This is a genomic window from Dolomitihabitans soli, from assembly GCF_022213955.1.
GTDB classification, from domain to species: Bacteria; Actinomycetota; Actinomycetes; order Streptosporangiales; family Streptosporangiaceae; genus Streptosporangium_A; species Streptosporangium_A soli.
This window is the reverse complement of the sequence record NZ_JAKNTW010000013.1, coordinates 18935-44966: the sequence shown is the minus strand read 5'-3', so window position 1 is coordinate 44966 and position 26032 is coordinate 18935. Positions and strand designations below refer to the sequence as shown.

25 protein-coding genes and 1 tRNA gene are annotated in these 26032 nt (G+C 69.4%); 19 read left to right on the top strand and 7 right to left on the bottom strand.

Annotated features, from left to right (window positions below; translation table 11 throughout):
- Window positions 1-27 precede the first annotated feature (27 nt).
- From MBA17_RS25495 to nudC, 3 genes are all read left to right on the top strand, one after another.
- Window positions 28-687 carry a response regulator transcription factor gene (locus tag MBA17_RS25495; RefSeq protein WP_238499101.1) on the top strand — a complete coding sequence of 220 codons (660 nt, stop codon included), beginning with the start codon at window positions 28-30 and terminating at the stop codon, window positions 685-687.
- A gap of 1627 nt (window positions 688-2314) precedes the next feature.
- Entirely contained in the window at window positions 2315-2824 is a 510-nt protein-coding gene (locus tag MBA17_RS25490; RefSeq protein ID WP_238499100.1) for a class F sortase, read from the top strand.
- A 302-nt stretch (window positions 2825-3126) separates the two neighbouring features.
- The gene (nudC, locus tag MBA17_RS25485) at window positions 3127-4101 is read left to right on the top strand and encodes an NAD(+) diphosphatase (protein WP_238499099.1); all 975 of its coding nucleotides are present in this window, start codon (window positions 3127-3129) and stop codon (window positions 4099-4101) included.
- 6 nt (window positions 4102-4107) lie between these two features.
- Here the strand turns inward: nudC and MBA17_RS25480 are convergent, their stop codons facing one another.
- Together MBA17_RS25480 and MBA17_RS25475 are read right to left on the bottom strand one after the other, a co-directional pair.
- Window positions 4108-4347, bottom strand: coding sequence for a mycoredoxin (locus MBA17_RS25480; RefSeq protein WP_238499098.1), 240 nt, complete (start codon window positions 4345-4347; stop codon window positions 4108-4110).
- Window positions 4348-4434: 87 nt separating this feature from the next.
- Window positions 4435-5385 carry an alpha/beta hydrolase gene (locus tag MBA17_RS25475; protein ID WP_238499097.1) on the bottom strand — a complete coding sequence of 317 codons (951 nt, stop codon included), beginning with the start codon at window positions 5383-5385 and terminating at the stop codon, window positions 4435-4437.
- A 164-nt stretch (window positions 5386-5549) separates the two neighbouring features.
- Between MBA17_RS25475 and MBA17_RS25470 the strand changes: the two genes are divergently transcribed.
- The 5 genes from MBA17_RS25470 (at window position 5550) to MBA17_RS25450 (ending at window position 9524) form a co-directional block, all read left to right on the top strand.
- On the top strand, window positions 5550-7604 hold the full coding sequence (locus MBA17_RS25470) for an ATP-dependent DNA helicase UvrD2 (RefSeq protein WP_238499096.1): 2055 nt from the start codon (window positions 5550-5552) through the stop codon (window positions 7602-7604).
- Between the two features lie 8 nt (window positions 7605-7612).
- Entirely contained in the window at window positions 7613-8485 is an 873-nt protein-coding gene (gene tesB, locus MBA17_RS25465) for an acyl-CoA thioesterase II (RefSeq protein ID WP_238499095.1), read from the top strand.
- A 116-nt stretch (window positions 8486-8601) separates the two neighbouring features.
- Entirely contained in the window at window positions 8602-8892 is a 291-nt protein-coding gene (locus MBA17_RS25460) for a hypothetical protein (protein WP_238499094.1), read from the top strand.
- Between the two features lie 129 nt (window positions 8893-9021).
- Complete coding sequence (locus tag MBA17_RS25455) at window positions 9022-9291, top strand: WhiB family transcriptional regulator (RefSeq protein ID WP_238499093.1); 270 nt, start codon at window positions 9022-9024, stop codon at window positions 9289-9291.
- Between the two features lie 38 nt (window positions 9292-9329).
- The gene (locus MBA17_RS25450; RefSeq protein ID WP_238499092.1) at window positions 9330-9524 is read left to right on the top strand and encodes a hypothetical protein; all 195 of its coding nucleotides are present in this window, start codon (window positions 9330-9332) and stop codon (window positions 9522-9524) included.
- Window positions 9525-10178: 654 nt separating this feature from the next.
- On the opposite strand, the gene MBA17_RS25445 is transcribed toward MBA17_RS25450, so the two are convergent.
- Together MBA17_RS25445 and MBA17_RS25440 are read right to left on the bottom strand one after the other, a co-directional pair.
- A complete protein-coding gene (locus MBA17_RS25445) occupies window positions 10179-11483 on the bottom strand; it encodes an ABC1 kinase family protein (RefSeq protein WP_455432845.1) in 1305 nt (434 codons plus the stop codon).
- Window positions 11484-11593: 110 nt separating this feature from the next.
- Complete coding sequence (locus tag MBA17_RS25440) at window positions 11594-12700, bottom strand: ThiF family adenylyltransferase (RefSeq protein ID WP_238499090.1); 1107 nt, start codon at window positions 12698-12700, stop codon at window positions 11594-11596.
- Window positions 12701-12786: 86 nt separating this feature from the next.
- Between MBA17_RS25440 and MBA17_RS25435 the strand changes: the two genes are divergently transcribed.
- From MBA17_RS25435 to MBA17_RS25425, 3 genes are all read left to right on the top strand, one after another.
- A complete protein-coding gene (locus tag MBA17_RS25435) occupies window positions 12787-13572 on the top strand; it encodes an enoyl-CoA hydratase/isomerase family protein (RefSeq protein ID WP_238499089.1) in 786 nt (261 codons plus the stop codon).
- Between the two features lie 142 nt (window positions 13573-13714).
- Complete coding sequence (locus tag MBA17_RS25430) at window positions 13715-14230, top strand: M48 metallopeptidase family protein (RefSeq protein ID WP_238499088.1); 516 nt, start codon at window positions 13715-13717, stop codon at window positions 14228-14230.
- Window positions 14231-14250: 20 nt separating this feature from the next.
- Window positions 14251-14856, top strand: coding sequence for a hypothetical protein (locus MBA17_RS25425; protein WP_238499087.1), 606 nt, complete (start codon window positions 14251-14253; stop codon window positions 14854-14856).
- A gap of 38 nt (window positions 14857-14894) precedes the next feature.
- On the opposite strand, the gene MBA17_RS25420 is transcribed toward MBA17_RS25425, so the two are convergent.
- Genes MBA17_RS25420 through MBA17_RS25410 form a run of 3 tightly spaced genes read right to left on the bottom strand, consistent with a single transcriptional unit; the run spans window position 14895 to window position 17741 of the window.
- A complete protein-coding gene (locus tag MBA17_RS25420; protein ID WP_238499086.1) occupies window positions 14895-15905 on the bottom strand; it encodes an endonuclease/exonuclease/phosphatase family protein in 1011 nt (336 codons plus the stop codon).
- Window positions 15906-15963: 58 nt separating this feature from the next.
- On the bottom strand, window positions 15964-16506 hold the full coding sequence (locus MBA17_RS25415; RefSeq protein WP_238499085.1) for an NUDIX hydrolase: 543 nt from the start codon (window positions 16504-16506) through the stop codon (window positions 15964-15966).
- The gene (locus MBA17_RS25410; RefSeq protein ID WP_238499084.1) at window positions 16503-17741 is read right to left on the bottom strand and encodes a zinc-dependent metalloprotease; all 1239 of its coding nucleotides are present in this window, start codon (window positions 17739-17741) and stop codon (window positions 16503-16505) included. The genes MBA17_RS25415 and MBA17_RS25410 overlap by 4 nt, the downstream gene beginning before the upstream one ends.
- A gap of 130 nt (window positions 17742-17871) precedes the next feature.
- Between MBA17_RS25410 and MBA17_RS25405 the strand changes: the two genes are divergently transcribed.
- The 8 genes from MBA17_RS25405 to MBA17_RS25370 all read left to right on the top strand — a co-directional run bounded on the left by MBA17_RS25405 (window position 17872) and on the right by MBA17_RS25370 (window position 25901).
- On the top strand, window positions 17872-18945 hold the full coding sequence (locus MBA17_RS25405; RefSeq protein WP_238499391.1) for an NAD-dependent epimerase/dehydratase family protein: 1074 nt from the start codon (window positions 17872-17874) through the stop codon (window positions 18943-18945).
- A 9-nt stretch (window positions 18946-18954) separates the two neighbouring features.
- On the top strand, window positions 18955-19380 hold the full coding sequence (locus MBA17_RS25400) for a molybdenum cofactor biosynthesis protein MoaE (RefSeq protein WP_238499083.1): 426 nt from the start codon (window positions 18955-18957) through the stop codon (window positions 19378-19380).
- 29 nt (window positions 19381-19409) lie between these two features.
- Window positions 19410-20456 carry a YlbL family protein gene (locus MBA17_RS25395; protein WP_238499082.1) on the top strand — a complete coding sequence of 349 codons (1047 nt, stop codon included), beginning with the start codon at window positions 19410-19412 and terminating at the stop codon, window positions 20454-20456.
- A 181-nt stretch (window positions 20457-20637) separates the two neighbouring features.
- Window positions 20638-23577 carry a UPF0182 family membrane protein gene (locus MBA17_RS25390; RefSeq protein ID WP_455432862.1) on the top strand — a complete coding sequence of 980 codons (2940 nt, stop codon included), beginning with the start codon at window positions 20638-20640 and terminating at the stop codon, window positions 23575-23577.
- A 54-nt stretch (window positions 23578-23631) separates the two neighbouring features.
- A tRNA-Met gene (locus tag MBA17_RS25385) sits at window positions 23632-23708 on the top strand.
- A 314-nt stretch (window positions 23709-24022) separates the two neighbouring features.
- Window positions 24023-24961: an alpha/beta hydrolase gene (locus MBA17_RS25380; protein ID WP_238499080.1), complete on the top strand. Its 939-nt coding sequence runs from the start codon at window positions 24023-24025 to the stop codon at window positions 24959-24961.
- A gap of 206 nt (window positions 24962-25167) precedes the next feature.
- A complete protein-coding gene (locus MBA17_RS25375) occupies window positions 25168-25608 on the top strand; it encodes a hypothetical protein (protein ID WP_238499079.1) in 441 nt (146 codons plus the stop codon).
- Complete coding sequence (locus MBA17_RS25370) at window positions 25605-25901, top strand: winged helix-turn-helix domain-containing protein (protein ID WP_238499078.1); 297 nt, start codon at window positions 25605-25607, stop codon at window positions 25899-25901. Before MBA17_RS25375 ends, MBA17_RS25370 begins: the two co-directional genes overlap by 4 nt.
- The last annotated feature ends 131 nt before the right edge of the window (window positions 25902-26032 follow it).

Genomic DNA, 26032 nt, shown 5'->3' with positions numbered 1-26032 from the left:
CCGGGGTCTCCAGCGAAGGAGTTCCCGATGAACCGGATTCTGATCGCCGAGGACGAGCACCGGATCGCGTCCTTCCTGGAGAAGGGGCTGCGCGGGAACGGCTTCGCGACCACCGTCGTGGAAGACGGCGTGCGCGCCTACGACTACGCCGCCGGTGGCGACTTCGACCTGCTGATCCTGGACATCGGCCTGCCGTTGCGCGACGGGTTCAGCGTGCTGCGCCGGCTCAGGGACGCGAGGATCGCCATCCCGGTCATCATCCTGACCGCCCGCGACAGCGTCGCCGACACGGTCGCCGGTCTGGAGGGCGGGGCCGACGACTACATCGCCAAGCCGTTCGCCTTCGAGGAGCTGCTGGCCCGAGTCCGGCTCCGGCTCCGGGCGGACCGGGTTCCCGAGGTGACCGTGCTGCGGGTCGGGGACCTCTCCCTCGACCTCCGGGCCCGGCGGGTCAACGTGGGCGGGCAGGCAGTCGACCTGTCCACGAGGGAGTTCGCGCTGGCGGAGGTCTTCTGCCGCCATCCCGACCAGGTCCTCACCCGCGAGCAACTGCTCAGCCACGTGTGGGGGTTCGACTTCGACCCCGGCTCCAATGTGGTTGACGTCTATGTCCGGTATCTACGCCGGAAGATCGGTCCCGATCGGATCCAGACCATCCGCGGCACGGGGTACCGTCTGCGCCCCTGAGCGGGCCTCCCCGACGGGACCGACGAGCAGCCCGAGCAGCCCGACCGGGTAGGGCTGCTGGTGCGCTTCTTGTTCTCCTCCCCCTGCCCGGCCCGATCGCGGGCACCGCGCGGCCAGCGAGCGGGGATACCGCCCCGATGCCGTGGGCGCGCTGAAGTCGGGTCTCCTCCCCAAGGCCAGGGCTGGCTTCTCTTTCCCTGTCAGGGTCGGCATGCTCCGCGGCGACCCGCGTCCGGACAACTTCCGCTTCTTCTCTCTGCCAGGGTCGGCATGCTCCGCGGTGACCGCTTCCGCGTCTCATCTCCGGACGGGTGTCTCGGGTGTGCCCGGTTTCGGTGCCGTCAACCACATGCCCTAGGCCTTGGGGCCTGGCCCTTGGCCGTGGTTCTGGGCGTGGTCCTGATCTTGAGGTTGGGTGCCCTTCGGAGGCGGGCTTCGGGTGCTTGGCGGGCGATGTTCGCTGCTCGTGCCGGGCTGCTTCCCTGTTCCCTTTGCGTGCTGTGGTCAGTCCGTTCGACTTTGGCGCGTTCGGGGGTGGTACGTGGATGAAGAGGCTCTCATGTCGGGCTCACGGATGCCTCACGACTGAGTCCAAAGCTGGAGTTATCCGCGGAAAGGCCGCGGAATGCGACATGGAGGGTCTCATGACTCTGGCAATGCGGCGGGCACTTCTCGCCATCTCCATCACCCTCGGCATGAGCACGGCGGGCGTCGTGCTCTCCTCCCCAGGCATCGCCGCCGCCGCACCTCTCACGGCCGTCACCACCGTGGATGACGACGATGACGATGATGGTGGGGCTCCGCGGGGTGGGGTGGACACGGGTAAGGGCGGCGTGTCCCGGGATGACGACGATGACGACGATGGTGGGGCTCCGCGGGGTGGGGTGGACACGGGTAAGGGCGGCGTGTCCCGGGATGACGACGATGACGACGATGGTGGGGCTCCGCGGGGTGGGGTGGACACGGGTAAGGGCGGCGTCTCTCGGGATGACGACGATGACGATGATGGTGGGGCTCCGCGGGGTGGGGTGGACACGGGTAAGGGCGGCGTGTCCCGGGATGACGACGATGACGATGACGGTGGGGCTCCGCGGGGTGGGGTCGACACGGGCAAGGGCGGCGTGTCCCTGGACGACGATGGTGGGGCGCCTCGAGGGGGCGTCGATGCTGGGGCCGGTGGGCTGGCGGGGTCCGAGGACGAGGGTGTGCCCGCTGGGATGGTGATGGCCGGGCTGGCCGGGCTCGGCGGGATCGGGGTGCTGGCCGGTGGCGGCATGTGGCTGCGGCGCAGGCTCGGATCGGAGAGCTGATCATGGGCATGCTCGTCAGGAGCGGTGGCGGTCGTGGGGGCCTGGCCCTCGCGGTCGCCGCGGTCCTCGCCGCCGGAGGGTGCTCGATGGGCACCACGGCGTCGGCGGGGGTCGCGGACGGATCGTTGGCGGAGGGTGTCGAGGCACGATCGGTGAGCGGCGCCGACCAGGACGGCGCTGACGGCCGGTCGATGGATGGCACCGGAGGAGAGCCCGCTCGTGGGGCCGATCGATCGACGGACGGAGACCCGGGCGCGGAACCGAACGACGGCGCGGCGCAACGAGGCGCGGACCAACGAGGTGCGGACCAACGAGGTGTGGACCAACGAGCCGCGGTGCAAGGCGCGGCGGGTGACGCCTCGAAGGGTGCGGAGGCCGCCGACCCGGTGCGGCTTCGGGTGGACTCGATCGGGGTCTCCACGAAAGTGATCGGGTTACGGCTCGACGCGTCGGGGCGGTTGGTCGCTCCCCGGGCGTTCGACCGGGTCGGATGGAACGTGGCCGGGCCGGAGCCCGGGGAGGCCGGGGCGGCGGTCATCGCCGGACATGTCGACTCGCGCACCGGGCCGGCCGTCTTCTACCGCCTGCGCCAGGTCAAGGCGGGCGCGACGATCCGGGTGGAGCGGGCCGACGGCAGTGTGGTGGCCTTCACCGTGCGCCGGGTCGCCCGCTATCCCAAGAACCGCATCCCCGACAAGGTCGTGTACGGCGCGACCAGGGACGCCCAGCTCCGGCTCATCACCTGCGGCGGCGTCTTCGACCGTGGGCGCGGGAGCTACCGGGACAACGTGGTGGTCTTCGCGGACCGGGCACGGGTCGGACGTTGACCGCCGGGCCGCTACTCGGGTGCGGCGTGACGGCGCTCAGCCGCCGCGCCCGAGTAGCGGCTCCCCGCCGCGCGTTCGTCAGGCGGCGCGTGGCGCTCACTGGGCTTGCCGTACGTCTTGGGACGCGATCGCGTGTCACCGGAGCGCGGGATGAGCGGGGCTTCGGGGGGAGGTGGCGGTGTGGGGCAAGATTTTTGAGAGTGGTGGTTTTAGGGAGGTGAGGATGGGGTCCGCCGGGGAAGAAAGCGAGGGGTGATTCGGGGGACGCATAGGATGGGCCGCGGTTTAAGGGGTGGGCGGGTTTGGAAATCGTGGCGGAAGACCAACTTCTGGGACCACTGCTGCTCGCGCGAAGCGCCATCGACCGGTCGGCACACCTCCGTGTCGACGAGGAGTGGCTGAAGCGGGCTTGGAACGATACGACGACGCAGGTGATGGTCGTCGACCAGGGGCGCAGTCTCGTGCGGCGGGTCGGGGAGGACACCTCGATCGTGTACTTCTCGCCGGCCGAGGCGCCCGAGGGGGAGCGCTACCTGCTGGGCGTCGACGCCGAGGGGATCGCCTACTTCGCGGTCGCGGCGTCGTTGCCCCAGTCGGAGCGGAACGGCTCCCAGCGGGCGGCGCCCCCGATGGGGCCGGGCGAACTGCCCGAAGGTGAGGCCGTGCCGGCGGGATTACGGCAGGTGGGCGTGCTGCTCGGCGATCGGGACGCGGGGCTGATGGTCTACGCGGTGGCGTTGGAGGCATGGCACACCACGCACGAGTTCTGCCCGCGCTGCGGAAGCCGTACCGAGGTCAAGGCGGGCGGGCACGTGCGTAGCTGCCCGGACGACGCGAGCCAGCACTTCCCCCGGGTCGATCCAGCGGTGATCATGCTTGTCCACGACGCCGACGACCGATGTCTGCTCGCGCGGGGGCCGCAGTGGCCTCCGGGGCGGTTCTCGGTGCTGGCCGGGTTCGTGGAGCCGGGTGAGTCGCTGGAGCACGCCGTGATCCGGGAGGTCGCCGAGGAGGTCGGCGTGGTGGTTCGCGCCCCGCACTATCTGGGGAGCCAGCCCTGGCCGTTCCCGCGCAGTCTCATGCTGGGATTCTTCGCCCAGGCGACCACCACTGAGATCACGTGTGACCGCGAGGAGATCGCCGAGGCGAGGTGGTACACCAGGGCGGAGCTGTCCGAGGCGCTCGCGTCCGGGGAGATCCGGCTGCCGCCCGAGGTCTCGATCGCGCGCCGCCTGATCGAGACCTGGTACGGCGGGCCGCTCACCGGCGACTGGTGACCTGGATCAGACCGCCGCGAGGCGCGACTTGATCTCGATCACCGAAGGGTTGGTCACGGCGGTGCCGTCGGGGAACAGGACGGTCGGCACCGTCTGGTTGCCCTTGTTGACGCTCATCACGAACTCGGCGGCGGCGGGGTCACGCTCGATGTCGACCTCCTGGTAGTCGATCCCCTCGCGGGTGAGCTGGCTCTTGAGCCGTCGGCAGGGACCGCACCAGCTGGTGGTGTAGACCGTGAGCGCCATGTCCGGTTTTCCCTTCGTGGGCGGGATTGACGTCAAGCGCTCAGTGAAACAAGGCGAACGGCTTTCATCTTCCCTGGGTGAGGTAAGTCACCGCAGCTTCTCCGCGATCCACGCGTGGACACCCTCCGCCACGCCGAGGAGGCGATACAGCGGCGAGCTGTGGTTGATGCCCGGCACCGTACGGATCGTCATGGCGACGCCCGCCGCGCGGAGCCGGGCCTTGAGCAGCTCGCTCTGCGCGGGTGCGACGAACTCGTCCTCCGAGTGCACGGTCAGCGTGGGCGCGTCACCGCGGCTCGCGTGGTTGGGGACCTCCATGCTGGCCCACATCCTGGCGCACCCCTTGGTCTTCGGCCCGCATCCACCGGCCAGCTTGATCGCCGCGGTCCGGAGCTTGCGCTTGTTGAGGTCGAGGGTGCCGCGTCCGTCGTTGTAGGCCGTCAGCGGGGAGACCACCGGCGATATCCCGACGACGCCCTTGAGCCCGGGGACGCCGTCCTTGTAGGTGCCGACCGCGGTCGCGAGGTGTCCGCCCGCGGAGAAGCCGACCACGACGTACTTGCCGGGGTCGAAGGACCAGCGGGCCGCGTGCCGCCGGGCGGTCATGATCGCGTCGAACGCGTCGACGCGCTGGGCCGGCCAGATCGCCTCGCTGGAGAGCCGGTAGTTGATGTTGAAGACCGTGTAGCCCTGCTCGGCGTAACTCCGGCTGATGGTGCTCATCTGCTTCTTGTCGCCGCTGGACCACCAGCCGCCGTGAATCAGGAACACGGCGGGGTGCCTGGTCCCGTCGTCCTGCCACCAGACGTCCATGTTCTGACGGGTGTGCTGCCCGTAGGCGACGGTCTCGACGCTGACGTCGGGGAGCAGGTAGTCGGGCGTGGGGGCCGGCTCCGGGAGGGGGTCGCCCTTCGGCCCGGAACGCGCCTCTGAGACCGCCGAGCCGGGCACCGGGGCCGAACTGAGGGCCAGCGCCGAAGTGGGGGCCGGCACGGCTAACGCCAGGCCGAGCGCACCCACAGTCACCGCAATCCGCACGGGTAATTCCTTCCCCCAAGGCATGGTCGCCCCCATTCTGGGGTACGGCCCGTGGTTTTCGCATCTTCATGGTCAGGTTGGTTGTCAACAGACCGGAGCGGCAGCGGGTCGGCTGCTGGGAAGATGATGGCGGCAGACTTGTTCAGCGCCCGTAAGGAGTCCGCGTGGAGCCCGATGACGTTCTGGCGGGATTGGACCCCGAACAACGGCAGGTCGCCGAGGCCGTCCGGGGTCCGGTGTGCGTCCTCGCGGGGGCGGGAACCGGCAAGACCCGGGCGATCACCCATCGCATCGCGCACGCGGTCCGCACCGGGGTGGTCGACCCGCAGGGCGTGCTCGCTGTGACGTTCACCACGCGCGCCGCGGGGGAGTTGCGGCAGCGGCTGCGGATGCTCGGCGCGCCGGGGGTGCAGGCGCGCACGTTCCATGCGGCGGCGCTGCGGCAGCTGACCTACTTCTGGCCGAAGGTGATCGGGGGCGATCCGCCGTCGATCATCCAGTCGAAGCTGCCGTTGCTGATCGACGCTTGCCGACTTATCCGGAAAAATCCGGATAAGTCGGAGCTGAGGGATATCGCCAGTGAGATCGAGTGGGCCAAGGTCACCCAGCTCGCCCCCGACGACTACGCGGCGGGCGCGGCCAAGGCCGGCCGTGCCTCCCCGGTCCCCGTGGAGGAGGTCGCCCGCCTCTACGAGGCCTACGAGCGGCTCCGGCGCGAGCGGCACCTCCTCGACTTCGAGACCATCCTGGAGCTCACCGCGGCGGTGATGACCGAGCACCGGGAGGTCGCCGCCCAGATCCGGCAGCAGTACCGCTACTTCGTCGTGGACGAGTACCAGGACGTCAACCCGCTGCAGAAGCTCCTGCTCGACACCTGGCTCGGCGGTCGCGACGACGTCTGCGTCGTCGGCGACCCCAACCAGACCATCTACTCCTTCACCGGCGCCACTCCCCGCTACCTGACCGGGTTCGCCGTCGAGCACCCCGACGCCGCCGTGATCAAGCTGGTCCGCGACTACCGGTCCACACCCCAGGTGGTCGGCCTGGCCAACCGGATCCTCGCCAAGGCCAGGACCCCGCACCGGCTGGAGCTGATCGCCCAGCGTCCCGACGGTCCCGACCCGGTCTTCACCGAGTTCGACGACGAGGCGGCCGAGGGCGAGGGCGTCGCCCGCGCCGTGCGCAAGCTGATGGACACGGGCACCCCGGCCAGCGAGATCGCCGTGCTGTTCCGGGTCAACGCCCAGTCGGAGGTCTACGAGCAGGCGTTCAAGTCGGCCGGGGTGTCCTACCTCCTGCGCGGCGCCGAGCGCTTCTTCGAACGCCCGGAGGTACGGCAGGCGGTCGTGCTGCTGCGCGGCGCGGCCCGTTCGGCGGCCGCGGAGGACGACCTGGCCCCGACCGTCCACCACATCCTGGCCGGGATCGGCCTCACCCCCGAGCCACCCGGCGGCGGTACGGCACGCGAGCGCTGGGAGTCCCTCAACGCGCTGGCCGAGCTGGCCGAGGACCTCGCGACCAAGGGGGCCGACCTCCCGGCGTTCGTGGCCGAGCTGGAACGCCGGGCCAGCGAGCAGCACGCCCCGCCGATCGAGGGCGTCACGCTGGCCTCGCTGCACGCGGCGAAGGGCCTGGAGTGGGACGCGGTGTTCCTCGTCGGGGTCACCGACGGGATGCTGCCGATCATCTACGCCGAGACGCCCGACCAGATCGAGGAGGAGCGCCGCCTCCTCTACGTCGGAGTCACCCGTGCCCGTGCCCACCTGCGCCTGTCCTGGGCGCTGGCCCGCTCGGCCGGCGGGCGCAGGTCCCGGCGGCCCTCACGCTTCCTCGACGGTCTCGCGGGCCGTCCGGTGGCCTCGCCCCGCGCCGCCGCCGCGCCGCCCAGGGAACGCCGCCAGGTGGCCGCGCCGCTGAGCTGCCGGGTCTGCGCCAAGACCCTCATCACCGGCGCCGAGCAGAAACTCGGCCGCTGCGCCGGTTGCCCGGCCGACCTCGACGAGGGGCTGCTGGAGCGGCTGAAGTCCTGGCGTGCCGTCGCGGCCAAGGAGGCCAAGATCCCGCCATATGTGATCTTCACCGACGTCACCCTCCAGGCCATCGCGGAACGGGTCCCGGCGGTTGAGGGTGACCTGCTGGCGATCCCCGGCATAGGACGCGTCAAACTGGACCGGTACGGCGAGGCGGTCCTCGCACTCTGCCGTGCCGCGAGTGCATAGGAGGACGCGTGGAGCAGGCGCTCAAGGAGTTACTCGATCTACTCGACCTGGAGCAGATCGAGCTGGACATCTTCCGCGGGCGCAGCCCCGAGGAGCGCATCCAGCGGGTGTTCGGCGGTCAGGTGGCCGCTCAGGCGCTGGTGGCGGCGGGCCGTACGGTTCCCGACGATCGTCTGGTGCACTCGTTGCACGCCTACTTCATCAGGCCGGGCGACCCCACGATCCCGATCATCTACAACGTGGAGCGGCAGCGTGACGGCCGTTCGTTCAGCACGCGCAGGATCGTCGCCATCCAGCACGGCAAGGCGATCTTCACGATGTCGGCGTCGTTCCACATCGACGAGCCCGGTGTCCATCATCAGGCGGCGACCATGCCCGTGGTGCCGCCGCCCGAGTCCCTGCCCAACTCCCTGGACCGGATGCGCGAGCTGTTCGCCGACGATCCGGCCTGGCGTGACCTCATGGCGATGCCGCGCCCGGTGGACACGCGCTACGTGACGCCCCTGACCTGGGAGGCGCAGCGCGACCCGTCGCTGATCAGTTCCGAGACGCAGGTCTGGCTCCGCGTCGACGACGAGCTGCCGGACGATCCGCTGCTGCACGTCGTGCTCGCGGCCTACGCCTCCGACTACACGCTGGTCGACACGGTGCTGCTCGCCCACGGTCTCGCCTGGGGGGCGAACAACGTCGTGGGAGCCTCTCTCGACCACGCGATGTGGTTCCACCGTCCCTTCCGGGTGGACGACTGGCTGCTCTACGCGCAGGAGTCGCCGTGGTCGGGTTCGGCGCGCGGGCTCGCCCGGGGACAGATGTTCACGGCGTCGGGAGACCTCGTGGTATCGGTGGTGCAGGAGTGCATGATCCGCGTCGCGGACGGGTAAATCTGCAGGTGGAAAATATGTTGCCCACTCCTGGGCTCCGGGTTTAGGGTCATGGTCAAGCGAGTCGGACGGTCCTGTCCGAACGATCTCATACAGAGAAGCGAGGTGAGCACCCGGTGAAGATTTTCGAGATGGCTTCCAAGCCGTGGGGCGCCTCCGCATGCTCTGGTACCGCCGTTGAAGCCGGCGTGCCGACCGTGTTCCTGACCGTCGGCGGCCAAGACAGACTGCGGCCGCACGCGGCTGCCCGCACCCAGAAGTTCGCTCTGCTCGGCGTGGCCGTCCTCGGCGGCTATGTCCCCGGCACGAGCACCCCGGCCATCGCGGCCAAGCGTAATGAGACCAAGCACGCCAGCAGTGGTGGGTTGCGAGGTCCGCATCCCTGGAGTCAACCGGTCATAACCTGACCGGTTGAAAGCCTCCAGGCCGCGGATCCGCAAACAGGATCCGCGGCCTTCTTGTTTTGTCCGCCCTTCCTGACCCCCACCCATGAGGTAAAGCCGACAGCTCAACCAAACATCAGAGAGGTGACGCAGATGGGGGCCAAGACGATCATGGACCTGATCGACGAAGCCGACATCCCCTGTCGTACCGACCCAGACCTGTGGTTCGCCGAGTCTCCGGAGGACGTGGAGTTCGCCAAGGCGCTCTGCGGAGGCTGCCCCATCAGGGAGAACTGCCTGGCCCGAGCGCTGGAGCGCGAGGAGCCATGGGGTGTCTGGGGCGGCGAACTCATCCTGAGGGGGACCGTGGTTCCCCGCAAGCGGCCTCGTGGCCGTCCCCGTAAGACCCCGGTCGCAGCCTGACCGTCTAACACATGACTCACTTCGAAAGGACCAAAGCAATGAGCACCTTCGTCGGTAGGAGCAACGAGATCCCCTCCATGTTTGAAAACGTGGTGCAGGACCGAATACAAACCCTCCACCGCGAGGCCGAGGAGCAACGCCTGGTCACCCAGATCCTGCGCGTACGGCGCGCCCGGCGTGGCGCGGAACGGGCGTCGGCCCGTCTACGACGCGCGTTGCTCCGGATGAACTGAGGCTAGGCCCGCTCGCGGCGCGCGTTGCCCCAGATGAGCTGAGGGTCGGCCCGTTTGGGGTACGCGTCGCGTCGGGGCGCGCGTTGCTTCGGTTGAGCTGAGGATCGGCGCATCTGGGGCGTGTGTTGCCCCGGTTGGGCTGAGGGTCGGCCCGTTTGGGGTATGCGTCGCGTCGGGGCGCGCGTTGCTTCGGTTGAGCTGAGGATCGGCGCATCTGGGGCGTGTGTTGCCCCGGTTGGGCTGAGGGTCGGCCCGTTTGGGGTATGCGTCGCGTCGGGGCGCGCGTTGCTTCGGTTGAGCTGAGGATCGGCGCATCTGGGGCGTGTGTTGCCCCGGTTGGGCTGAGGGTCGGCCCGTTTGGGGTATGCGTCGCGTCGGGGCGCGCGTTGCTTCGGTTGGGCTGAGGATCGGCCCGTCTGGGGCGTGTGTTGCCCCGGTTGGGCTGAGGGTCGGCCCGTTTGGGGTATGCGTCGCGTCGGGGCGCGCGTTGCTTCGGTTGGGCTGAGGGTCGGCCCGTCTGGGGCGCTTTGCCCCGGTTGGGCTGAGGGCCGGCTTGTCTGCGAGGCGGGGAATGCCTCGTAGGAGCTGGGCGGTAGATGGATTGAGGCCGGGTGGGGGTGATTCCGCACCCGGCCTCGTCGTGTCGGGAGCCTGTCAGCCGGTGGGGAGCGGCTCGGAGTCGTCGGCGAAGCCGGGGACCCAGCGGATCACCTCGTCGCGAAAGCGGGCGGTGGTGCCGAGCTGGCACAGGACGCCGATGCCCGCCGCGTGCACCCGGTGGATGAGCACGTAGGAGGGAGGCAGGTTGAGCAACCGGACGACGTTGTTGGAGCGCATGTCGGCAGCCGTCGCGGCCTGCCGCTGGAGCCACTCGCGGCTGAAGGTGAACTCCTCCACCCGGGTGGGCTCGATGTAGGGCGCGAGGAACCCGCGCAGGGCGTCGACGTCTACGGCGATGTGCGGGCGGATGAACCCGGTGTCGCGCAGTCCCTGGACCACCGTCTCCATGTCGCCCTGGTTGAAGATCCTGGTCAACGCGCCGAACACCGAGGGATAACCGTCGGGCAGGTGGTTGACGGCGCCGAAGTCGAGCACGCCGAGGCGCCCGTCGGGAGTGACGCGGAAGTTGCCCGGATGCGGGTCGGCGTGGAGCATGCCGACCCTGGCGGGGGAGGAGAACAGGAAGCGCACCAGCAGCAGCCCCGCCTGGTCGCGCTGCTCGCGGGTCCCGCCGGTGATGATGCGGGACAGGGGAGTGCCGTCCATCCATTCGGTGATGAGGAGTTGCTCGTTGGCGGCGATCACGTCGGGGACGCAGAAGTCGGGATCGTCCTTGAACTCCATGGCGAAGGCGTGCTGGGCCTCCGCCTCCTTGAAGTAGTCGAGTTCCTCGGCGATGCGCTCGCGCAGCTCGTCGAGGACCGCCTTGATGTCGAGCCCCGGCAGGAGCACCCCGAAGAGGGTGCCGAGCCGGGAGAGCTGGTTGAAGTCGGACAGCAGAGCCTTGCCCGCGCCCGGATACTGGATCTTGACCGCGACCGTGCGACCGTCGTGCCAGACGGCCCGGTGCACCTGGCCGATGGAGGCGGCGGCGGTCGGCGCGTCGTCGAAGGAGACGAAGTTCTCCCGCCAGTCGTCGCCGAGTTGCTCGCGGAGCACCCGGTGAACCGTCGAGGTGGGCAGCGGTGGCGCGGAGTCCTGCAACTTGGTCAGGGTGGCGCGGTAGGGGCCGACGATCTCCGGGGGCAGCGCGGCCTCGAAGATCGACAGGGCCTGACCGAGCTTCATCGCCCCGCCCTTGAGCTCCCCGAGGACCTTGAAGACCTGCTCCGCGGTGCGTTGCTGGATCTCCTGGGCGACCATCTCCGCCGGCTTGCCGCCGAGACGTTTGCCGATGCCGAGGGCCGTGCGGCCCGCGAACCCCAGCGGAAGGGTGGCCAGTTTGGCCGAACGTGTCACTGCGCGACGCGGAAGGTCACTCACCCTGCTCCGCGGCGCGGCCACGAAGACGAATCGACGGGGGCACCGCTCCCTCCCTTCGTTCTCCGGCGTGATCGCGGCGGCACCCCTCAGAGTGCCGCCGTGACCATTGTCAGCGAACCGAACTCGTTTCGGAAGCAACGACATTTCGGATGACGCGCCCAAGACCGCCTTCGCCACCCCCAATCAGGCAAGACGTCGAGTGTGCCGTTTGTCACAACGTGCTCGATTCCGTCGATAGAAGCAAGCGCATGACCGGAGGCTGCCGCCGCCACCAGCGTGGACAGCACCGTGTCACATGCGATCTCCCCGGCCGGAAAGCCACCCAGCCGTGCGCTCACGATTGGCCAGGCGGGGTCGCGATCACGCCTGGCCAACTCCACGCACCGCAGGCAGGCCGTACGGCCCGGCAGCACCAGCGGGCCGATCGAGCCGAATCCCTCGAACGCGGTGACCAGCAGGTGCGGGATGCCGGCGGCCATCAACTCGGCCACCAGGACCTCGTCGAGCGGCTCGGCCGGGGCCAGGATCGCCAGGTCGGGCGGACGGGCCGCGTCGCCGGGGCGGGAGGCTGCGGCCGCGGTCCAGGCGTTGACCCCGGGGGCGAGCCGCCGGGCCGCCGCCACCGCGCCGTCGTGCCGCGGCGCGCCCACCTCGGCCCAGCCCAGCCCGCCGGGCACCACGTCGCGCGGTTGGGCGATGGCCGGATCCACCACGCACAGATGGCCCACGCCCGACGCGGCCAGCAACGCCGCGACCTGGGCGCCCACCCGGCCCGCGCCGTAGATCCTGATGTGGGCGCCGCGCCGCCGCTCAAGCGCGCCGTAACCCGAGTCGGTCGTGCCCGGATGCAACGACAGCGCGTCGAGGTCGGGCTGCAGCCGGTCGCGCTCGGCCTGCCCCAGCGCGCGCAGCGGCACCGGCCGGGCCGCCGCGTCGTCGAGCACTCCCCGGCGGGCCAGCAGATGGAGCAGGGCGCGCGCCTGGTCGGGGTCGAGCCCGGCGGCCGTGGCGTCGGCCACGACCTGGGCGAGGTCGCGGGTGCCGTCGAGCCCTTCGATCACGCCCCGCACACCCGGCTCCAGGTCATGGAGCACGACCGCACGCCGGGGGTGCACGCCGAACTGGAGTGTGCGCTGGTCACGGGGGAAGCGTCGGAGCGCCGGCTTCAATCTGGGCCGCAGCGGAGAGGTCATGGCGGAAGCGTGACACGGCCGCCGGAAGTCCGGAGACGCCCTGTGGATAACTCCAAGCCCTGTGGATGACTCGGTACGCTCCCGGCATGAGCGAGCTTCTGATCGACCGGCATGACGACGGCGTCGTGGTCCTGACCTTCAATCTCCCCGACCGGCGCAACGCGATGACCGACGGCATGACGGAGGAGTGGCGGCAGGCGATGGCCGGGCTCGCGGCGGACCCCGCCGCACGGTGCGTCGTGGTGACCGGCTCGGGCAGCGCGTTCAGCGCGGGAGGCGACCTGTCGTGGCTGGCGGATCTGGGGGCGGAGGACGTCCCCGCGTTGCGTGACCGCATGCTCGCCTTCTACCGCACCTGGCTGGCGATCGCCGACCTGGAGATGCCCACCATCGCGGTGGTCAACGGCCCGGCGGTGGGTGCGGGGCTGTGCGTCGCGCTCGCCTGCGACCTCGTCTACGCCGCCGACGACGCCAAGCTGCTGGCGCCCTTCACCGCCCTGGGACTGCATCCGGGCATGGCGGCCACCTACCTGCTGCCGAGGGTCGCCGGGGTGGGAGTGGCCAGGGAGATGCTGCTGACCGGGCGTGCGATGCTCGGCGCGGAGGCGGCCAGAGTGGGGTTGGTCACCAGATCGTTTCCCGGCGAGACCCTCCTGCCGGAGGCGCTGAAGATCGCCCGTCAGGTGGCCGCGAAGGCCCCGGTCGCCACCAGGCTGACCAAAGTCGCACTCAACGGAGGCGGTCACCCCGATATGGAAGCCGCACTGCGCTGGGAATCACTCGCGCAGCCCGTGACCATGGCGTCGGCCGATATGGCGGAAGGGATCAAGGCGCAACGTGAACGGCGTCCGCCACGTTTCAGCGGCTCATGAGACCACTGTTAACACTGTGAATTCGGAAATGATCCATCCATAACCGTCGGGTCTGGCTGAACATTACGCGAACGGTGACTGACCAGGGAAAACAAGACTCACCCCCTGTTGGAATTTCCCAAGTCTCGGCTACCGTGCATATGTGCCCCCCGAGACTGTCGAGGTCCGTCGAAGTTCTCGTCGCCGGCGGACTGTTTCCGCATACCGTGACGGCGACAAGACGATCGTTTTGCTGCCCGCCGGGCTGAGCCGTACCGATGAGGAACAATGGGTTCGCCGGATGCTCGACCGGTTGGCGGCCAAAGAGCAGCGACGGCGCCCGTCGGACGCGGAGTTGCTGGAACGGGCGAGAGATCTGTCGGCTCGCTACCTCGGCGGCAGGGCCGACCCGGTGAGCGTGCGCTGGGTCGAGAACCAGCAGCACCGCTGGGGCTCGTGCACGCCCGACCACGGCACCATAAGGATCTCCATGCGGCTCCGGGGCATGCCGGCGTGGGTCGTCGACTACGTGATCATGCACGAGCTGGCGCATCTGCTGGTGCCGAACCACGGCCCGCGGTTCTGGGCCCTCGTGGAGCAGTATCCCAAGGCGGAACGGGCCCGCGGCTTCCTTGAGGGCTTCTCCGTGGCGTCCCACGGCACGGCCGAGGAATACTGATCTGCCGTAAAGTGCCAGGCGTGGAACGAATCGCGGCCGTGCTCGTCACCGTGGAGAGCGGTCATGCCGTGCCGCCGGGGGTGGATCCCGACGAGTTCCACACGGCCCTCGCGGAGGACACCTACGAGATCGCCGCCGGGCTCGACCTGGTCACGCCGGTCCTGGTGACCACCGTCCCGGGGATGGAGAAGATCATCTGGCCGGGCACGCCCGTGGTCCCGCTGCCGGAGCTGACGGGCGAGGCCCTGGTCACGGCGGCGTTCGAGGGCATCGCCGCGGCCGTCCCCGCGGCGGAACAGGCGGTCCTGATCAGCGCCGACGCGCCCGACCTGCCGCCGCTGCTGATCGGCAAGCTGTTCCGTGAGCTGGGCCGGGCGCGAATCTCGGTGTGCCCCTCGGCAGGCGGCGGCGCCGTGGCCATCGCCGCGCACCTGCCGTACCCGGAGTGGGCCCGCAGCGGCATGGACGCCCCGCACATCGTCGCCGACCTGCGCGCGGCGGCCCCCGGGCGCCGCATGGTGGCCACCGGCCCCGGCTGGCACCGCCTGCGCGAGGCGGGCGACCTGGGCCTGCTCGACCCCGGCCTGGAGGGCTGGGAGAACACCAGAAGCCTGCTGTCAGGGTGAGCTGACCGGGTCCGGCAGCCGGGACCACGGGCGTGCGGTCACGGAGCGACCGGCAGGCCCAGCTCGGCGAAGACGGCCCGGTGATCGGTGCCGGGCACGGTGTGCACGCTCACCGTGCGGACGCTCGCCCGCCGATCGACCAGCACGTGGTCGATGGTGATGATCGGCGGCATCGACCCGTTGGCCGGCCAGGTCGGCGTCAGCCCTTCGCCCACCTGGTCGGCGGCGTCCAGGTAGCCGCGGCCGAGCAGGCGACGCAGCGCGGCATGGTCGAGGCTGGCGTTGAAGTCGCCCGCCAGGACCCGCACGATCTCCTTCGACGGGGCGGGGAAGGCGTCGAACGCCGCCGCCCACTGGCTCGTCTGCCGGCCGATCGGCGGGACGGGGTGCACGTTGACGATCTCGACGGACGGGCCGCCGGGCAGCGCCAGCTTCGCCACCGGCATGTTGTGCCCGATCGGCTGGAACAGGTCGGTGACCGGGGTCAGCGGGTATTTGGCGTAGGTCCCGCTGCCACTCGCGTTCCACTCGTCCTGCAGGTGCCGATACGGCATCAGCTGCTCGAATCCGGCCGCGTCGAGGTCCTCGACCATGCCCGTGGTCAGTTCCTGGGCGCTGACCACGTCCGGATCGAGGCGTTTGACCAGGTCGATCACGGCCTCCGTGTCCGCCCGGCCGTACAGCATGTTGATCGTCAGCACCTTGAGCGGCCGGCCGCCTGCCGTATCGGACGAGCCGACGGCCCGCGGCAGCACGCTGAACCCCAGCGCCACCGTGGTCACCAGCGCGACCGCGATGGCCCAGCGGCTGCGCGACAGCGCCGCGATCAGCACGGGCAGCAGAGACCCGGCCGCCGCGTACGGCGTGGCGGTCATGATCGGCGTGGCGAACGATCCCCGTTCGAGCCCGCCCACCCGGGTCACCGCCCAGGCCGCGAACGGCGTCACGACCACCCAGGCCAGGATCGCGGACACCCGCCACCGGCGCCTGGCCGGTGTCACGATCACGCCGCCCACCGGCTGCTCGGTCTCGTCGGCCGTTCTGTCCACCGTGTGCACTGCCTCCGCCGTCGACCCTGTCAGCCATGGACGATAATGGGCCAGGCGGTCAGCCGCGCACGACCTTCTGAGCCCGCCTGGCGAGTCGCCTGGTGGCCTCGTCACTCAGCTCGGGAACCTCCGCCACCGGGAACCAACGCAGGTCGAGCGACTCGTCGCTGATCACCGGCTCGACCCCGGGCGGGGCCACCGCGCCGTACTCCACGTCGAGATGCCAGCTGCGCGGCGGGTGGCACCACACCTCGTGCCGGTCGAGCGCGAGCGGGCCGGGGAGCAGCCGCAGCCCCGCGATGCCGGACTCCTCGGTCGCCTCGCGCAGCGCGGCCGCCTCCAGCGAGTCGTCGGTCTCCTCGCAGTGACCGCCCATCGGCAGCCACAGGCCCGCCTTGGGATGCAGGGTGAGCAGCACGGACGCGCCGTCGTGCGAGATCACGGCCGTGGTGGCGGTCAGATGGCCGGGGACGCAGCCGCGCCACATCGCGTCATCGTGGGTGTGAAGATGCTCCAGGAACTCCTTGCGGAGCAACTCCTCCTCGTCGGTGGGCGCGGTCCAGCCGCTCAGCACCGCGTCGGCGTCGGCGTGGAGGGTCACCGCTCCTCGTCGGGCTTGTCGGGCTTGTCGGACGCGTCGTCGGGCGTGGATTCGGATGGGGAGTCGAGCGTGGACAGGTCGAGCGGGACGCCACCGGTGACGAACCCCTCGGGGTCGTCGAGGTCCTCGGCCGTCGGCATCAGGTCGGGGTGGCCCCAGAGGGCGTCCCGGCCGTCGACCCCGCGGCCGGCTTCGAGCGCCTGCCAGAGCGCGGCGGCCTCACGCAGCCGGCGCGGGCGGAGCTCCAGACCGACGAGGGTGCCGAAGGTGCGTTCGGCCGGACCCCCGGTCGCGCGGCGGCGCCGTACGGTCTCCGCCAGAGCCGCCGAGGAGGGCAGTTTCCCGCTGGCGGCGGCGTCGACCACGGTGCCGACCCAGCCCTCGACGAGGGCGAGCATGGTCTCCAGCCGGGCCAGCGCGGCCTTCTGCCGATCCGTCTCCTCGGGCTTGAGCAGCGCGCCGCCGCTCAGCGCCCGCTGGAGCTCCTCGGGGTTGCTCATGTCGAGCCCGCGGAGTTGTTCCTCCAGGGCGGAGACGTCGACCGTGATCCCCCTGGCGTACTCCTCGACCGCGCCCAGCAGGTGCGACCGCAGCCACGGGACGTGCTGGAACAGCCGGTGGTGCGCGGCCTCGCGGAGCGCCAGATAGAGCCGGATCTCGTCGGCGGGCAGTTCGAGACCGTCGCTGAAGGCGGCGATCCCGCCCGGCAGCAGCGCGGCGGTGTCGGACAGCGGCAGGCCGATGTCGGTCGAACCCACCACCTCGCGGGCGAGGGTGCCGAGGGCCTGGCCGATCTGGCTGCCCACCATCATGCCGCCCATCTGCTTGAGCATGCCCATCAGCGGCCCGGCCATCGCCTGGGCCTCCGCGGGCAACCCGGCGGAGCCGAGCGTGCCGCCCATGGTCTCGACCATGCGCGCCGCGATCGGGTCACAGAGTTTTTGCCAAACAGGGACGGTCTTCTCTATCCACTCCGAACGGCTCCACGCCTGTGGCGCGGAGACCCCGCTCGGCAACGTGGTCGCCTCGTTGAGCCACAGGTCGGCGAGGCTGAGCGCCTCGACCACCTGACGGCGTTCACCCTCCATGACGCTGGGGTCGCCTTCCGCGACCACGGCGTGGCGGGCGATGTTCTTGGCCATGTCCCAGTTGACCGGCCCCGCGCTCTGCGGGGCGGACAACATGTCGGCGAACTGGCGCATCGCTGCCGCGATCTGCTCAGGGTCACCGAACATGGCGAACGGATTGTCGTTTGGGTCGTTTTCACGACCTGGCAGGTCAGTCACCGGTCTACCTCGTGCAGGATGGAGGAGTCCACATCCGCCACGTTATCCGTCGTGGGGCGGATCAGTGCAAAGTGAGGACCTGGTGCCTACCTCGAAACGCCACCGGCCACCAGTCGTCGCCGTCACCGGCGCGGCCTCCGGCCTCGGCCGTGCGTTCCTCGCCCATGTCGCCTCGTCTGCGGATTTTCGCAGGGTCGTGGCCATCGACGAGCAGCGCGGCGATGTGTCCGACGTCACCTGGCGCGTGATCGACGTGCGAGATCCGCTCTTGGCGAACCGGCTCTCCGACATCGACGTCCTCGTCCACCTCTCGGCCGACTACGCCCTGGACGCCGCCCCCGGCGAACGGCGCGCCTATAACCTGCGCGCCGCCCAGACCGTGCTGACCGCCAGCGCCGCCGCCCGGGTTCGCCGCGTCGTGCTGGTGACCAGCGCGATGGTGTACGGCGCGGCGGCCGACAACCCCGTCCCCCTGCCTGAGGACTCAGCGGTCGCCGCCGAGCCCGACACCGGCGTCGTCGGCGACTACCTGGAGATCGAGGCTCTGGTCCGCCGATCCCTGCGCAGCCATCCGGGACTCGAGGTCACCGTCATGCGGCCCGCCGCGGTGGTGGGGCAGGGCATCGACACCGTGGTCACCCGGCACTTCGAGGCGCCCCGGCTGCTCACGGTGAAGGGCTGCGAGCCGCGCTGGCAGTTCTGCCACATCGACGACCTGGTCACCGCCCTGGAGCTGGCCGCGCTCGGCACCGTCACCGGGATCGTGGCCGTCGGCTCCGACGGATGGCTGGAGCAGGACCAGGTGGAGGAGATCTCCGGCCTGCGCAGGTTCGAACTGCCCGCCGGGCTCACCTTCGGCACGGCGCAGCGGCTGCACCGGCTGGGCATCACCCCGGCTCCCGCGACGGATCTGCACTACGTCGTCTACCCGTGGGTCGCCGACTGCGGCTCACTGCGCGAGGCCGGCTGGAAACCCGCCTGGACCAACGAGGCGGCCCTTGAGCAGTTGCTCGAACTGCGCGAGGGCAAGCACGCCGTCGTCGGCCGGCGGCTGTCCGGCAAGGAGGCGACGATCACCGCGGCCGGCGCGACCGTGGCGGTGATCGGAACCGCGGCAATCGTGCGCAGGGCCAGGCGCAAGCGGCGGTTGTAGGCTCGGGTCGTGGACGTCATACGCCTGCTCGGAATCCGCGACACCACGCTGTCGGTCGACGAGGTGCTGACCGCCGTCGGAGACCACGGCGCGGGAGGCACAACCCTCTTCGTCGGCACGGTCCGTGACCAGGATCACGGAAAACCCGTGGTCACGTTGTCCTACTCCGCGCACCCCGGAGCCGAGGCGGAGCTGCGGCGGGTCGCGGAGAAGGTCGCCGCCGACTTCCCGGTCACCGCGCTGGCCGCCGTGCACCGGGTGGGCGACCTCGCGCTCGGTGACATCGCGGTCATCGTGGCCGTGGCCTGCCCGCATCGCGGCGAGGCGTTCCAGGCGTCTCGGCGGCTCATCGACGATCTCAAGGGCGAGGTCCCGATCTGGAAGAAGCAGCTCTTCGCCGACGGCGCGACCGAGTGGGTCGGTGCCTGCGAATAACCCGCCGTTACAGCGCATAGGCTGCTTTCATGTCCCGACGAGCGCTGACGCTGATGGTGGCGACACTGCTGACTCTCCTGCTCGCTGTAGCGGGCGCCCTGCTGCCGGTGCCGTACGTCGTGCTGAGTCCCGGGCCGACCGAGAACACCATCGGCCAGGTCAAGGGCAAGCCGGTGATCACGATCGAGGGACGCCAGACGTACCCCACCGACGGCGAGCTCAGCCTCGTCACGGTCGCCTACCAGGGCGGTCCCGGCACCCGGATCGACCTGCTCACCGCGTTGCGCGGCTGGGTCGACCCGAGTGTCGCGGTGGTGCCGGAGGAGACGATCTTCCCGCGCACGACCACGGCGGAGCAGGTCGACCAGCAGAACACCCAGGAGATGACCAACTCCCAGGACGACGCGACGGCCGCCGCCCTCTCCGAGCTCAAGATCCCCTTTACCTCCGTGGTCACCGTGGTCTCCACGGAGAAGGGCAAGCCCGCGGACGGAAAGCTGAAGCCGGGCGACGAGATCACCCTGGTCGACGACGCGCCGGCCGGCGACGTGGAGAAGGTCGCCCAGACCGTGCGCGCCCACAAGGCGGGCGAGGACGTCGCCTTCAGCGTCGTCAGGGGCAAGGAGAAGCTGACCGTGCCCCTCACGACCGTGCCGGGCGAGGACGGCAAGCCCATGGTCGGGGTGGTCATGCAGGCCAAGTTCAAGTTTCCCTTCGAGGTCGCGATCAGCGTGGGTGACGTCGGCGGGCCGAGCGCGGGCCTGATGTTCTCCCTCGGCATCCTCGACAAGCTGACACCCGGCGCCCTGACCGGCGGGAAGTCCATCGCGGGCACCGGCACGATCACGCCCGACGGGCGGGTCGGCCCGATCGGCGGCATCCAGCAGAAGATGGTCGGTGCGCGCAGGGCCGGCGCGACCACCTTCCTGACGCCCGCCGACAACTGCGAAGAGGCGCTCAAGGCCGTGCCCGACGGGCTTCGGCTGGTCAAGGTCGGTGATCTGCACACCGCCGTGCAGGCGATCGACACGATCCGGGCGGGTTCGGGACCGACTCCGTCCTGCTCCGGGAGCTGATCGGGGCACTCTCGAAGCGTGCCGTACGTTGTGTCCAGATGTGGGGGCCTTTGTGGCCGGACTGTGCCGGTGGGTACAGCCGCGACCGGGTTCCCACCGGTGTAGGTTGCCAGACACGGACCGTTGCTCTTAAGACAAGGGGTTGGCCTTGAGCTTCCGGACCCCCGGATCCGGCAGGGCGATGCGCTTGCCCCGCCGGCCGCGCCTCCTGCTGCCCGTCGTGATCGCGATCGTGGCCCTCGTGGCGCTCTTCTTCATGTTCTCCGGCGTGTTCACCGACTATCTCTGGTTTGACGCGGTGAACTACTCGTCGGTCTTCTCCACTGTGCTGCTGACCCAGGTGCTGCTGTTCCTGGTGGGCGCGATCCTGATGGTCGCGATCGTCGGCGGCAACATGGTGCTGGCCTTCCGGACGCGGCCCATGTTCGGCCCTGCCATGTTCGGCGGGTCAAGCGGCGCCGACCGCTATCGCATGGCCATCGACCCGCACCGGAAGATGATCTTCCTGGTCGGCATGGGCGTGCTGGCGCTGTTCTCGGGCTCACCGCTCGCGGGGCAGTGGCGGACCTGGCTGCAGTACGTGAACGGAACGTCCTTCAACGAGACCGACCCTTTGTTCGACATGGACAAGTCGTTCTTCATGTTCACCTATCCGTTCCTGCGGATGGTGCTGACGTTCCTGTTCACGGCCGTGGTGATATCGGCCGTCATGTCGGCGATCGTCCACTATCTGTACGGCGGTTTCCGCCTGCAGTCACCCGGCGTGCACGCCTCCCGCGCGGCCCGCGCCCACCTGTCGGTCCTGGTGGGCGTCTTCGTGCTGCTCAAGGCCATCGCCTACTGGGTCGACCGCTACGGTCTGGTCTTCTCCGACCGTGGGTTCCGGCACGGCGCGTCCTACACGGACGTCAGCGCGGTGCTCCCGGCCAAGACCATTCTGGCGATCATCGCCCTCATCTGCGCCGCGCTGTTCTTCGCCGGCGTCGTACGGCGCGGCGGCATGCTCCCCGGTGTCGCCTTCGGCCTGCTCGTGCTCTCGGCCGTGCTGATCGGCGGCGTCTATCCGGCGCTGGTCGAGCAGTTCCAGGTCAAGCCCAACCAGCAGGCCAGGGAAGCCTCCTACATCACCCGCAACATCGAGGCCACCAGGAAAGCCTTCGGCATCGACAAGAGCGAGGTCATCGACTACAACGCTCAGGGCGATCCGAACAAGGTCGACGTGAGCACCGACAGCTCGATCTCCGGTGTGCGCCTCCTCGACCCGAGCCTGGTCTCCAAGACCTACCAGCAGAAGCAGCGGATCCGCGGTTACTACGACTTCCCCGACCAGCTCGACGTCGACCGCTACCCTGACCCGAACGGTCAGATGCGCGACACCGTCGTGGGAGTCCGCCAGCTCACCGGGCCGCCTTCTGAGCAGGACAACTGGATCAACCGGCACCTCGTCTACACCCACGGCTACGGCATCGTCGCCGCACCGGGCAACGAGGTCGACTCCGAGGGCCTGCCCGACTTCGACGCCAAGGACATGCCGGTCACCGGCAGCCTGGTCGAGCGAACCGGCCTGAAGGAATCCCGGATCTACTACGGCGAAAGCTCCTCGACGGAATACGTCATCGCCGGCGGCGGCGACCCGCAGCGGCCGCAGGAGCTCGACTATCCGGAGAGCGGCGGCACCGGCCAGCAGAACACCACCTATCAGGGCAAGGGTGGCGTTCCCATTGGCTCCTTCTTCAACCGGCTGCTCTACGCCGCGAAGTACAGCGAGATCAACATGCTGCTGTCGGGCGACGTCAACGCCGGTTCGAAGATCCTCTACGTGCGGAACCCGCGTGAGCGGATCGCCAAGGTGGCGCCGTTCCTGCAGATGGACGCCAACCCCTACCCGGCGATCGTCGACGGCCGGGTGGTCTGGATCGTCGACGGCTACACCATGTCGAACGAGTACCCCTACTCGCAGAGCAAGAGCCTCGGCGACATGGTCCGCGACACCGCCACGGACACCCGGGCCATCGCCCAGCAGCCCCGTGACGAGATCAACTACATGCGCAACTCGGTGAAGGCGACGGTCGACGCGCACGACGGCACCGTGAACCTCTACGCCTGGGACGACACCGACCCGGTCCTGAAGACCTGGCGGAGCGCCTTCCCGAACATCGTCAAGCCGAAGTCCGCGATGTCCCCGGACCTGAGCTCGCACCTGCGCTACCCGGAAGACCTCTTCAAGGTCCAGCGCGACCTGCTCTCGCAGTATCACATCCAGGACGCCAACGCCTTCTACAGCGGCCAGGACTTCTGGAACGTCCCCAACGACCCGTCCCTGCGCGACGGCGACGTCAAGCAGCCGCCGTACTACCTGTCGGTCAAGATGCCCGGCGCGTCGCAGCCGTCCTTCTCGCTGACCACGACGTTCGTCCCCCGCCAGGGGCCGAACCTCGCGGCCTTCATGTCGGTCAACGCGACCCCCGGCCCGGATTACGGCAAGTTGCGCATCCTGCGCATGCCGTCCAACACCACCATCCCGGGCCCCGGACAGGTGCAGAACAACTTCACCAACAAGTTCTCCGGTGAGCTCAACCTGCTCGGCCTGGGCAACGCGCAGATCCGCTACGGCAACCTGCTCACGCTGCCCTTCGCCAACGGCCTGGTCTACATCGAGCCCGTCTACGTCCAGACCGCCGCCGCCTCCGGCCAGGAGCCGTATCCCATCCTGCGCCGCGTCCTGGTGTCGTACGGCAACAAGGTCGGCTCGCACGACACTCTCGAGGGCGCGCTGAAGCAGGTCTTCGGCAACGCTCCCGCCGACACCGAGACCGAGACCGAGCAGAAACCGAACACCCCGGCGGAGACCAACACCGGAGCCGCGCTGACCAGCGCCATCGACGAGGCGAAGAAGGCGTACGAGGACGCCCAGAAGGCCCTGACCGCCGACCCGCCGAACTGGGTCGAGTACGGCAAGGCCCAGGCGCGCCTCCAGGACGCCCTCAACAAGCTCCAGGAGTCCAAGCCCGCCGCGGTGCCCACCCCGGCCCCGACCACCACACCGACGCCCTCGGCCACGCCGACGGGCTCACCCGCCCCGACCGGCTCGGCCACGCCCACGCCGGTCCCGAGCTCCTAGTCCATTCAATTTGCGCCCACCCCGTACCCCCGATAGTCTTTAAACACACACCGACGCGGGGTGGAGCAGTTCGGTAGCTCGCTGGGCTCATAACCCAGAGGTCGCAGGTTCAAATCCTGCCCCCGCTACCAAGGAGGGCCCTGATCACCGGGAAACCGGAGATCAGGGCCCTTTTAGTTTGTCCAGATTATGACCGCAAGGCCGTGTGTCACTCCGCAGCCGATTTCGGTGAGCGGGACTCAGCGGCCGGTGGTGCTGGAGGAGGTCGGCTTTCTGCCGACCGAGAAGTACGCTCGTGGCCAGGAGATCCTGGAGACCTGACGACCGCGTACCTCACGCTGTCCCAGACCGGCGGATAGTCAGCTGCCGCCGGCCCCGTCGTGGCTTGCGGTTGCCCTGCCAGCGCTGATACAAGTCCGAATTCCAGCGACAGCGAGGAGTGGTCGTGTCGGCGTTTCACCCTGAGCTGCGCCTGGCCAGGTTCCTGCCGGCGCCGCCCGTCGGGCGGCGCGTCACCCGCATGTTGCAGCGTGCGAAGGTACGGCCGAAGCCCGCCCCCGACGACATGCTGATCGAGAACGTGATGGTCCCCGGACCGCCTGGTCAACCACCCGTGCTCCTTCGTCTCTACCGGCCCAAAGCGGTGGAAGGGGGAGCGCCGGCCCTGTTCTGGATCCACGGCGGCGGATTCATCCTGGGCAGCCCACAGCAGGACGAAAGCCGGAGTATCGCCATGGCCCGCGAACTCGGCATCACGGTCGCCGCGGTGGGCTACAGGCTCGCGCCCGACCATCCGGCTCCGGCCGCCACGGAGGACGTGTACGCCGGTCTTCGCTGGCTGTTCGCGAACGCCGAATCCCGCGGGATCGCCCGGGAACTCATCGCGATCGGCGGTGCCAGCGCAGGGGGAGGACTCGCTGCCGCGCTCGCGTTGCTCGCGCACGATCGCGGCGAGGTCGCCCCTGTCTTCCAGCTGTTGTTGTACCCCATGCTCGACGACCGCACGGTGCTGCGGACCGATATGGAGACCCGGAACACGCGCTTGTGGCGCCCGCGGAACAACAGGTTCGGGTGGTCGGCGTACCTGGGCAGAGCACCCGGCGGCGCCGACGTCTCCCCCTATGCCGCGCCCGCGCGACGCGAGGAGCTGAACGGCCTGCCCCCCGCCTGGATCGGTGTCGGCACGCTGGACCTCTTCCACGACGAGGACGTCGCCTACGCCCGGCGGTTGAACGACAGCGGAGTCCCCTGTGCCCTGCACGTCGTCCCGGGCGCGTTCCACGCTTTCGACCGCGTGTTTCACAAAGCCGGCGTCTCCCGCGAATTCTGGCGGCAGCAGACGGAGGCCCTCCGCGCCGTGCTACGCCCCTCCCGCGAACACTGAGCCCCCGGTTCAGCCAGCCAGTCCGCACGTCACAGGGACCAGAGGAGGACGGCTAGGCAAGGCCGTGCTACGTCCCTCCCGCGAACACTGAGGCCCGGGTTCAGCCAGCCATTCCACCCGTCACGGGGCCAGAGGACGGCTAGGCAAGTACTTGCCGCATCGGAAAGTACTTGTTAGCCTGGCAGGCAACGAAGGGAAGTGCTGCGATGGACAAGCTGGCAGCCCAGGAGGCACTCGATGCCGCCGACTCACTGAACGCGCGGATGCGCGACGGCGCCACGAAGCAATGGCATGTGGCGGCGATATTCGGGCTCGGCCTCGTGATGCTCGTCATGACGATGACCTACGGATTGATGGCCACTCAGTCGGGACCGAGCCCGGCATTCGTCATACTTCTTGTGCCGCTGCTGTTTCTGATCATTTTCACGGCCATGCAGTCTGTGGTGCCGCGGGGAAATCGCATTCTTTACTCGATCATCACGCCGCTCGGCGGGGCGGCCTATTCGGTGGTCGTGGTGGTCGGCAGGGTCGTCTTTCCCGGCGAGCTGTGGTGGTGGCTGCCGGGGGCGTTCCTCTGTGCGTTGCCGTTCTTCCTCGTGGGTTATCTGAACCTGAAAGTGCGGAACAGCCGTAAGAGCAAGCCATGACCCATCCACGCAAGTCGCTGGACAATGTCATCCACATGCCGATCCGGTTCTCCATAGTCGCCGCGCTGTCCGGAGTCGACGAGGCGGAGTTCAAGGTGCTCCGCGACGCGATCGAGATCACCGACTCGGCGTTGTCGAAGCAGCTCGCGATCCTGGTGGACGCCGACTACGTGAAGATGCGCAAAACCTTCGTGGGGAACCGTCCGCGCACCTATCTGTCCCTGACCAAGACCGGCCGGACGGTGCTGGAGCGGCATCTCGCCGCGCTGAGGGAGATCGCCGGAGGTCTGTGACAGAGGTGGCTCCGGTCGCCGGGGTCGGGCGCGTCGCCCTCCACCTCCCTCGCACACGCTGCCGAACAGCAGGCCGAACAGCGCCGCCACCAGGGCCCTGATCACCGGAAAGCCGGTGCCCAGGGCCCTGC